We start from the raw sequence: 6000 nt of genomic DNA on the forward strand, positions 1-6000 counted from the left end.
CGTTTTCGATTTTTCGGAAGGTTGTTGACCGCGCCGTGCGCATGGTTTATTCATTTGAATAAATCAAATGAATGGAGAGCGCATGACGCAACAGAATAATTCGGAAAACCGGGCGCATGGCCCGGAAAAAACACGGGAACAGTTGATTGGGTCCGGGCTTCGGCTGTTTGGGCAATACGGTTTCGAAGGAACGACCACGCGCGCGCTCGCCAGAGATGCCGGAGTGAATCAGGCGGCCATCCCGTATCATTTTGGCGGCAAGGAAGGGTTGTATCGGGCCGTGGTCGAATGGGTTGTGGAGACTATTTTGGGCGAAGACCGTGCCCATGTGTCGCAGTTCCCCGCCCGTCTGGCCGAGGCGAACGGAAATCCTGTGCGGCAGGCCGCTGTCGTGCGTTCCATGATTTCATTTCTTGCCGGAAATATTCTGGGCTCGGAATCGCTGCGGGAGCGTGCGGCGTTCATCATGCGCGAATACGCTGAAGCGGGGATAGGCTTTGATATCATATATGAACGGCTGGTGCGAGAGGTGCATGTGATGATAACGCATATGGTGGCCGTGATATCGGGCCTTCCCGAGGAATCGGACGAGGCCAAGCTGCGCGCGCACACGCTGGTGGGCATGGTCATCGGGTTTGCCATGGGGCGTCCGGTTGTTTTTGCCCGCATGCCGTGGGACGGCTATACTCCTGAGCGGGTGCGGGATGTTGTTCGGGTTGTTTCGGATATGGCATTGTCGGCCCTTGGGTTGCCGGCAGGGGAGGGAACATGTTGCAGAGGATGATTGCCCGTATTGTGGACTTTTGCGCTAGTCATCGTCGGCTTGTCCTGTTCCCGGCCGTTGCGTTCGGCGTTCTCGTGTTGGTCGTGATGGTAAAGCTTCGTGGCGGGCCGCAGCAGCAAACACCCACTGAGCGGGTGGTTGCTGTCCGCGTGTTGGCCGCGCCCGAGCTGGCCGTTGTTCCCCGTGTTGTCGGATACGGGTACGTCCAGCCGGGTCAGGTGTGGGATGCCGTGGCGGAAGTAGGGGGCAAGGTCGTATTCGTTCATCGCAACCTCAAGAAAGGTAATGTCATTGGTGCGGGAGAAGAGATCATTGGCATTGATCCGGCCGAACCGGGCCTCGCCCGGGAGCGGACCGAGGCTGATGTGCAGGATATCCTGGCCCAGATTCAGCGCCTGGACCAGGCAGAAAACAACGCCAGACGACAGCTGAGAATAGAGAAGGGCAAGTTGGCTCTTTCTCAAAAGGAGTTCGAACGCAACAAGAAGCTTCATGCGGAGAAGGTCATATCGAAGTCTGAACTGGATCGGGCCGAGCAGAATTACCTGACCCAGAGCAATGCTGTGCAGAATTTTCAATCCACGCTGAATACCATTCCGGCAGAACGCCAGCAACTCATGGCGCGGCTGGCCTCCGCGCGTTCGCAACTGGCGGATGCCCGTCTTGACGAGGCGAAAACAGTCATTCAAGCTCCGTTTGATTGCCGTGTGGCCGCAGAGAGCGTGGAGCCGGGGCAGGCGGTCAAGATTGGCGACGTTTTGGCCACGCTGGACAGCATCGGCGTGTCCGAGGCCTTTGCCCAGATGCCACTTTATTCATTCAAGAATATCCTGCCGCGCGGCTTTCGTCCTTCGTTTTCCGGTGGCGTGCCGGACATGCAGCAGGTCAGGGACCTGCTGGGATTGACAGCAGTCATCCGTTTGCGGCTTCCGGACGGTACCGTGGAGTGGGACGGGCGCGTGGCCCGAATCAGCGAGTCCGTGGACCCGGATACACGGACCATCGGCATTTACGTTGCGGTGGACGATCCGTATCTGAAGGTCGAGGGCGGGGTTCGTCCTCCATTGCTTAAGAATATGTACGCCGAGGTGGAACTGCGCGGGCGGCCGAGAAAGCCCGCCGTGGTGGTGCCCCGGTCTGCGGTGCACGAGGGCGTCGTCTATGTGGCGGACAAGGAAGACCGCCTTGCGTTTCGTCCCGTGAAGACCTACGCCCCCCAATCCGGTTTCGTGACCGTGAGCGAAGGGCTTGACGCGGGCGAACGTGTGGTGCTCAGCGATGTTATTCCGGCCATAAAGGGCATGAAGCTCAAGCCGGTTGCCGATGAGGAAGCCTTGCAGCGACTGGTGGACGAAGCCTTGGGCCGGGGAGCGGTCCAATGAAGGGAAAGCGTTCTTTCCTGGCGTTTTTTGCCGGGCATCCCACCGCCGCGAACCTGCTCATGCTTATTTTTTTGGTGCTTGGCGTATTGTCGTTGCCCAAATTGGTTCGCGAGACCTTTCCGGATTTTGACCCCACTGAAGTCGAGATCGTCGTTCCCTATCCCGGTGCGACCGCCGAGGATGTGGAAGAATCCATATGTCAGCGCATCGAGGATGCTATTGACGGAGTTACCTATCTGGAAGAGGTGCGCAGCACGGCCCGGGAAAACCGGGGGCGGGTGGTTGCCGAAATGGTCGAAGGCGGCGACATGCGCCAGTTCCTGGACGACGTGAAGACCGAGGTCGAGGCTATTGATGATTTCCCTGACCAGGCCGAGATTCCGGTTATCCGGCAACTGGGGCGCAAGGATGCTGTTGTGGCCGTGGCGGTAAGCGGCCCCATGTCGTTGCCGCACCTCAAATTGTATTGCGAACAACTCAAGGACCGCATGCTTCGCGATCCTCGCATTTCCCTGGTTCGTATCGAGGGATTTTCCGATCACCAGATTCGTATTGAAGTGCCCGCCGAAAAGCTCATGCAGTACGGACTGTCCATGTCCGAGATTACTGATGTTATCGGTCGGCAGAATGTGGACCTTCCGGCCGGAACGGTTTTGACTCGTGATGCCGATATTCTTGTCCGTTTTGCAGACCAGCGGCGGAGCGTGGAGGGGTACCGTGATCTGGTTGTTGTTTCCGGCAGGACCGGAGCCGAGGTCCGTCTGGGCGACATTGCCAGTGTACAGGATACCTTTGAACTTGATGAGGACAAGTTTATTTTCGACGGCAAACGGGCCGGAAAGATCGTCGTGGAAAAGACCGGCTCCGAGGATTCCCTGCGCATTCTGGATGCGGTCAGGGATTTTGTTCAACAGGAAAGCGCCAAGGCTTCTCCCGGGGTATCTCTGGTATTGACTCAGAACTCCACCAAGATTGTGCGCGACCGTTTGAACATGCTGGTGGAAAACGGGATTCAGGGGTTGCTTCTTGTTTTTGCGGTCATGTGGCTTTTTTTCAATATCCGTCTTTCATTCTGGGTTTCTCTCGGGCTGCCCGTTTCGTTCATGGGCACGTTCTTCCTTATGGATATGGGCGGGCTGACCCTGAACATGCTGACCATGGTCGGATTGTTGCTGGCACTGGGCCTGATCATGGATGACGCCATCGTCATCGCGGAAAACATCAGTTCCCATCTGCAGAAGGGCAAGTCGGCGTTGCAGGCTGCCGTTGATGGCACATCCGAGGTGGCTGTCGGTGTTGTGTCTTCCTTTGCCACAACGGTCCTGATTTTCGGCACCATCGCTGTCCTTATTGAGGGCAATATAGGGAAAGTGCTTTGGGTCATGCCCGTTGTGCTGATCATGACCCTGGCCGTGAGCCTGGTGGAGGCTTTTTGCATTTTGCCCAACCATCTGGAGCACTCTTTGCGCTCGATGCCGTCCGTTGCGTCCGGTTTTCGTCGTAGTTTCGAGGCGCGGTTTGAAAAGGTTCGGGAGTCCGTTCTCGGCAGAGCCGTGGATTGGGCTGTCCAATGGCGTTATCTGGTGGTTGGCGGTGTTTTTGCTCTTCTTTTCATATCCGTAGGCATGCTGGCCGGCGGGGTACTCAAGACCAAGGCTTTTCCCGATATTGAGGGTGATATTGTTCAGGCGCGCATTCTTTTGCCGCAAGGGACTCCGTTGGAGCGTACCGAGAGCATTGTCGGGCGCCTTGTGGATGCGCTTGGGACCGTGAACAAGGAATATGCTCCGCAACAGCCGGAGGGCCAACCCTTGGTTCAGAATGTGACCATTCAATATAATCAGAATCAGGACACGGAAGAGGCCGGGCCGCACGTTGCCACAATTTCCGTTGATTTGCTCAATGCGGAAACGCGGACAACCAGTATCGATGATTTGACCAAGCGCTGGCGAGAGTTGGTTGGCAATGTGCCGGATGTCTCGTCCATAACATATAAGGAACCCGCCATCGGCCCGGCAGGGATTCCTCTCGAAATTCGTTTGCAGGGGCAGGATCTGGATGTCCTTGAAAAAGCTTCCAATGAACTTGTGCGGTGGTTGCGACGCTACGAAGGCGTGTATGACGTGAGCGATAACCTTCGGCCGGGAAAGCCCGAGCTGCAACTGCGTCTCAAACCCGGTGCAACGGCTTTGGGGTTGGACGCACAGAAAATCGCCTCCCAGTTGCGCAATGCGTTTTATGGGCGGGATGCTACTGAAGTTCAGGATGGTCCTGAGGCCTATGAAATCAATGTGCGTCTTGCCCGTGAGGACCGTGATTCATTGGGTGATGTGGAGCTGTTTTACGTAAGAACACCCGGAGGAAAGAACGTTCCGCTCAGTTCTGTGGCATTCTTGGAACAGGGGCGAGGTTTTGCGACGATTTCGCGAGTGAATTCCGTTCGTACGGCCACTGTGCAGGGAGATGTGGATACGGCAACTGCCAATGCCAACGAGGTCGTAGCCGATACTGTTGAACGATTCATGCCCCGGTTGCTGCAAAAGTATCCGGGCATCGAGTATACGCTGGAAGGGCAAGCCAAGCAGGGAGGCAGGACGGGGGCATCGTTGCGTAAGGCAATTCTGTTAGGTGTGCTTGGCATTTTTGTGCTGCTCAGCTTCCAGTTCCGCAGCTACATCGAGCCGTTGGTGGTTATCGGCGCCATCCCCCTGGCTTTCATCGGCGTTGTTTGGGGGCACCTGCTCATGGGTTTGGATCTTTCCATGGTCAGTATCATGGGATTTGCCTCCTTGGCTGGTATCGTGGTCAATGACTCCATCCTCTTGGTGGAATTCGTGAAAAGGCATATGTGCCGGGGGATGAGCGCTCATGATGCTTCCATGAAGGCCAGTCGCCAACGGTTTCGGGCTGTGTTGCTCACGTCTCTCACGACCATCGTGGGGCTGGTGCCGCTCTTGAGCGAACGAAGCCTGCAGGCGCAGGTGTTAATACCATTATGTACCAGCATCGTGTTCGGCCTGTTGACGTCTACCGTGTTGGTTTTGGTTGTTTTGCCGGCCTTGTATTCCATATTGGATGACTTTGGTTTGACGTCTCGCGCATGCCGGGATGGAAATTTTGTTGAACCGAATGAAAAATGAGGAAAAAGTCTTCAGAAAGATAAACAACAAAAACAACAGCTTATCGTTTTTGAGCAAAAATGCCTGCTTTTTTTTTGAAAAAGTGCTTGACGGGTAGGGGGTGTTTCCGTAGAACTCCTCTTCGCCGCACGGGAAAACGCCTCGGGGCGCGGGAACGGCGGCTTGATCTTTCTAAGCGAAATCGGACGGTTGGCACCGAGAGTTTTTTGAAGAGGCCCGAACGGGCCGCTGAAAAAAGTTGAAAAAAGGTGTTGACAGGGAAACGCTGATTCAGTAGCTTCCCTTTCCCGGCGACGAGCCGGGCCGTTCTTTCCAGAAGGACTTCGGTCTTTGACAATTAAATAGCGAGTTGAGCAAATTAAGATCGCTAGTATCACATGACCCCATCCCGGGTCAGATTTGTGACTAAGTGATCAAACATCATCTCCAAGTTTTTAACTGGAGAGTTTGATCCTGGCTCAGATTGAACGCTGGCGGCGTGCCTAACACATGCAAGTCGAGCGAGAAAGCTTCCTTCGGGAAGTGAGTAGAGCGGCGCACGGGTGAGTAACGCGTGGGTAACCTACCCAAATGACTGGGATAACAGATGGAAACGTCTGCTAATACCGGATACGCTTCATATTTAACTTTATGGAGGAAAGGTGGCCTCTATTTATAAGCTACCACTTTTGGATGGGCCCGCGTTTCATTAGCT

The 6000-nt window shown here is 55.4% G+C and carries 3 protein-coding genes and 1 rRNA gene; all 4 read left to right on the forward strand.

Annotated elements, in window-relative coordinates:
* Positions 1–82 precede the first annotated feature (82 nt).
* Positions 83–784: a CerR family C-terminal domain-containing protein gene (locus tag F8A88_RS14190; RefSeq protein WP_161598432.1), complete on the forward strand. Its 702-nt coding sequence runs from the start codon at positions 83–85 to the stop codon at positions 782–784.
* The gene (locus F8A88_RS14195) at positions 769–2166 is read left to right on the forward strand and encodes an efflux RND transporter periplasmic adaptor subunit (RefSeq protein WP_151151832.1); all 1398 of its coding nucleotides are present in this window, start codon (positions 769–771) and stop codon (positions 2164–2166) included. The genes F8A88_RS14190 and F8A88_RS14195 overlap by 16 nt, the downstream gene beginning before the upstream one ends.
* Entirely contained in the window at positions 2163–5306 is a 3144-nt protein-coding gene (locus tag F8A88_RS14200) for an efflux RND transporter permease subunit (RefSeq protein WP_151151833.1), read from the forward strand. Before F8A88_RS14195 ends, F8A88_RS14200 begins: the two co-directional genes overlap by 4 nt.
* 435 nt (positions 5307–5741) lie before the next feature.
* Positions 5742–6000 (forward strand): 16S ribosomal RNA (locus tag F8A88_RS14205); the annotation flags it as partial.

The sequence above is a fragment of the Pseudodesulfovibrio senegalensis genome (assembly GCF_008830225.1).
GTDB classification, from domain to species: Bacteria; Desulfobacterota; Desulfovibrionia; order Desulfovibrionales; family Desulfovibrionaceae; genus Pseudodesulfovibrio; species Pseudodesulfovibrio senegalensis.